Annotated in this window: 4 protein-coding genes; 3 read left to right on the top strand and 1 reads right to left on the bottom strand. The window is 70.4% G+C overall.

Annotated elements, in window-relative coordinates:
* A partial coding sequence (locus JF597_RS00260; protein WP_293986513.1) for a helicase-related protein occupies nt 1-2300 on the top strand: 2300 nt, incomplete at its 5' end.
* Nucleotides 2301-2388: 88 nt separating this feature from the next.
* On the opposite strand, the gene JF597_RS00255 is transcribed toward JF597_RS00260, so the two are convergent.
* Nucleotides 2389-2943 (bottom strand): YceI family protein, encoded by a 555-nt coding sequence (locus JF597_RS00255; protein WP_293986511.1) that lies wholly within the window; start codon nt 2941-2943, stop codon nt 2389-2391.
* A 141-nt stretch (nt 2944-3084) separates the two neighbouring features.
* On the opposite strand from JF597_RS00255, the gene JF597_RS00250 reads away from it, so the two are divergent.
* Together JF597_RS00250 and JF597_RS00245 are read left to right on the top strand one after the other, a co-directional pair.
* Nucleotides 3085-3498, top strand: a complete 414-nt coding sequence (locus JF597_RS00250) for a MarR family transcriptional regulator (protein WP_293986509.1) — start codon at nt 3085-3087, stop codon at nt 3496-3498.
* A gap of 121 nt (nt 3499-3619) precedes the next feature.
* Nucleotides 3620-4003, top strand: a 384-nt coding sequence (locus JF597_RS00245) for an alcohol dehydrogenase catalytic domain-containing protein (RefSeq protein ID WP_293986507.1), incomplete at its 3' end; no start/stop codon positions are given.

The raw sequence follows: 4003 nt of genomic DNA, 5'->3' as shown, positions 1-4003 counted from the left end.
TGGCTGCCAAGCCGCTGATCGCGGTGCCGGCCCACCTCGTCGAGCAGACGGCGCGGGAGGCCCGGCAGGCCTACCCGTTCGGGTCCTTCCTCGTCCAGGGCGAGGACGATCTGCGCTCGCGCGAGGCGCTGGCGGCGCGGTGCGCAACCGGCGACTGGGACGCGGTGATCGCCTCCCACGGCACGCTGAGCGCTCTGCCCGTGGCGCCGGAGACCGAGCTGCAGTGGCTGCAGGGGCAGGCCGACGACATCGCGGCGCAGATCCGCGGGGGACGTGGTGGGCGGCACGGCCGGTCGGTGCTCAAGCGCCGGGCGGCTGCGGTCGAGCAGCGCATGGCCGCGGCGCGGGCCCGACCGCATCCCTCACTCACCTTCGACGAGCTCGGTGTCGACCTGCTGCTCGTCGACGAGGCGCACTACTTCAAGCGGCTGCCCGTCACCTCGCGGATGGAGGGCATCTCGCTCGGCTCCTCGCAGCGGGCGGCCGACCTGCTGCTCAAGGCGCGCACACTGCGGGCGCGCCGCGGACGGCGGCCCAGCCTGGCGCTGTTCACCGGCACGCCATGGTCGAACACGATCGCCGAGACGTTCGTATGGCAGACCTACGTCCAGCCCGAAGACCTGGTGGACGCCGGGGTCGAGCACTTCGACGCGTGGGCCGCCGTCTTCGTCGACTACGCGACGACGGTGGAGGTGTCGCCGGACTCCTCGAGCATCCGCCTCGTCCAGCGCCCGGCCCGCATCCGCAACCTGCCGGAGCTGCGGCGCATGCTGGCGACCTGCTCGGACGTGCTGCGCCCCGAGGAGCTGGGTTTGGCTCGACCGCAGCGCCGCGAGCAGACCGTGGTCAGCGAGCCGGGGCCGGCCCAGCTCGAGTACGTCGGCAGCCTGGGCGCGCGGGTCGACAAGCTGCACCGCGAGAAGGTGCGCGGCGAGCCGGGCGGCGACAACATGCTGGTGGTGTGCGGCGACGGTCGCCGGGTCGCGCTCGACCCGACCTTGGTCGGGGTGCGTGAGGGCTCGGCCAAGCTCGAGGCGGTGGCCGATCACGTCGCCCGCATCCACCACGAGCACCTCGGGTCGACCTACGCCGGAAGTGACATCACCGGCGTCTTCCAGGTGATCTTCTGCGACCAGGGGACGCCCGGGGCCGAGGGGCTGCAGACCTACGGGCGGCTGCGGTTGGCCCTGGCGCAGCGGGGCATCGACGCCGACCGCGTGCGCTTCGTGCACGAGGCGACGAACTCCGACCAGCGCGCGCAGCTGTTCGCCGACTGCCGGGCCGGCGTGGTGTCGGTGCTCATCGGCTCGACCGACAAGCTGGGCGTGGGCACGAACGTGCAGCCGCGGCTGCGGGCGATCCACCACGCGGACGCGCCGTGGCGGCCGTCAGACATCGAGCAACGGGAGGGACGGGCCTTCCGTCCGGGCAACCTCAACCCGTTCGTCGACGTCTATCGCTACGTCACCCGCGGCACCTTCGACGCCTACATGTGGCAAACGCTGCAGCGTAAGGCTGCTTTCATCGAACAGCTCTATCGCGCCGAGCCGAGCACGCGAACGATCGACGACCTCGGCGACGCCGTGCTCACCTACGCAGAGGTCAAGGCCCTCGCTACGGGCAACGAGCTCCTGCTGGAGCAGGCCGAGGCGGCCGCCGCGGTGGCTCGGCTGCGGCTGCTGAAGTCGATCAACCGGCAGTCGGTGACGTCTGCGCGGCTGCGTCTGGCCAGGGCCGAGCAGGACCAGTACCGGCTGCGGCAGCAAACGCTGTTGCTGGCCGTGGCGCGCGAACGGCTGGCGCGGACGGCGGTGGGCACCGATCCGGAGGCAGACGTACGGCTGGCCGCCCGGGCGCTGCGCGAGCGCCTGCTCGTGCCGACGGCCGACGACGACCCAGCGCCGGTCCGGGCGCCGTGGCGCCGGCTCGGCGTCGAGCTGATCCCCGTCGGCGGCTGGACCGCCAGGGCGGCCGACGTGGTGAACCTGCGCATCACCGTGGCGCACCGGCGCGCCGACGAACTCACCCTGCCACTGTCGCTGGTACGGAGAAGTGCGGCTGCGGGCACCCGCGCCGTGGTCGGCGCGGTGCGCCGCTGGCACGACCGGATCGACGACCGCATGGCCGAGATCGAGCAGGACGCCCTGGAGGCCTACGACGACGGCGAAGCGGCCAGGCGGGTGATCGCCGAGCACCGGTTCGAGCAAGCGGACGAACTCGCCGCGGCCGAGGCCCGACTGGCCGAGATCAACACCGCGTTGGAGTCGTCGGTGACCCACGGGGCGGTCGTGCTGGCGTGAACCGGCGGTCGATCTCGTGCATCCGTCCGTGCCGGACGAGGCGCACAAGTCGATCCCCAGGCGGGCCACCGAACCAGGAAGGACCGAGTCAACGCCTGACGAACACCGCGCGGACATCGATCACGCTCGTCATGGACGCCATTCCCATCTGGTTCCAAGTGAGCCCGTACTGCGAGCGATCGATCGTGATCTTGGTGTCCAGTTGGACGATTTCGTCGCCAGAGGCGCTGAGCCGGACGGGGATGTCGATCGGCCGGGCGATATCGCGCACCTGCAGCATGCCTTCGATGACCAACCCCGCGCCGTCCGACCTCACGCGCCGGGCCGTGAAGACGATGAGCGAGTGCTTGTCGGTGTGGAAGAAGTCGGCCGACTTCAGATGTTTGTCCCGCTTCTGGTTCTTGGTGTCGATCGAGTCGGCGTTGACCTCGAGGGTGCCGCCGACGTCCCCGCTTGCGGAAACGGTCCCGGCGCCGCTCACCACGGCAAAGCTGCCGTTGATCGGCACCATGCCCCACATGCTTCGACTGCGCAGGCCGACGCTGGAACGAGTTGGGTCCAGCACCCAGGTCCCGGCGAACTCGCCGGCTCGCAATCGCTGCAGGACGGCGTTGCCTGTCGCCGGTTGGGACGAGGTAGTCATGAGCTCTCCTGAAACATTGGTTCAGCGAACAAAATAGTTTGGTTAGCCGAACCGTATAGACTCCGACGGCCGGCTGTCAAGGAGGAGAGACCTGTGGCCAGAGCCCGTAGCAGCGATCATTCGGCGGCATGCCTTCGCTTGATGCAGCTGCTGCCGCGCATCGCCCGTGGCCTGCGTCGTTCTCAGAACCTGGCGGTCCCGGAGACCGGTGCACCGCTCGGGCCACGGCACGTGGCCGCCTTGGAGCAGCTGCGCGAGGGACCGCTCAGCGTCGGGGCCCTCGCCGCGCGCCTAGACCTCACGCTGCCCACGGTGAGCGGCGTACTCGCCGACCTCGACCGGGGCGGCCTGGTTGCGCGTACGCCGGACGCGGCCGACCGCCGACGTACCATCGTCGCCTTCACCCCGGGGCGGGAATCCGAAATCACCGCCTGGCTGGACGCCGCTGCCGCGCCCCTCGCCCGTGTGCTTGATCAGCTGGACGTTGCCGAGCAGGCCGCGTTCCTCAAAGCCATTAACCTGCTCGAAGGCGAGCTGGAGTCGAAGAACCCCTGAACCTCGGGGCAACGCGCCTGACCCGGTGTAGGGACGACCGGTGTCCCCCGACAGGGCTAGCACGGTTCGGGAGCTCGACCTCGTAGACGGCGCGATCGATGACCAATGACCGGGAGGCATTGTGCGGGCGGTCTGGTACGACCGGCAGGGGTCGGCGCAGGACGTGCTGACGGTCGGGGAGCTTCCCGATCCCGAGCCGGGGGCGGCCGAGGTGCGGGTGCGTGTGCGGTTGTCGGGCGTGAATCCCGGCGACACCAAGAAGCGTCGCGGCTGGCTGGGATCATCGATGCCGTTCCCGAGGGTGATTCCGCACAGCGACGGTGTCGGCGTGATCGACGAGGTGGGCGACGGAGTCGACGCGTCCCGATTGGGTCAGCGGGTCTGGGTCTATGGCGCGCAGTCGTATCGGCCGTGCGGGACCGCGGCCGAGTACGTCACCGTCCCGGACGCCTTGGCCCTGGAGCTGCCCGAGACGGTTTCGGACGAGCTCGGCGCCTGTCTTGGC

The sequence above is a fragment of the Streptomyces sp. genome (assembly GCF_019510245.1).
GTDB lineage: Bacteria > Actinomycetota > Actinomycetes > Streptomycetales > Streptomycetaceae > Streptomyces.
This window is presented reverse-complemented; position numbering and strand designations above follow the sequence as displayed.

Coding starts and splice junctions, on each gene's coding strand:
- JF597_RS00255 (WP_293986511.1), bottom strand. CDS start 2,943: ATGACTACCTCGTCCCAACCGGCGACAGGCAACGCCGTCCTGCAGCGA.
- JF597_RS00250 (WP_293986509.1), top strand. CDS start 3,085: ATGCAGCTGCTGCCGCGCATCGCCCGTGGCCTGCGTCGTTCTCAGAAC.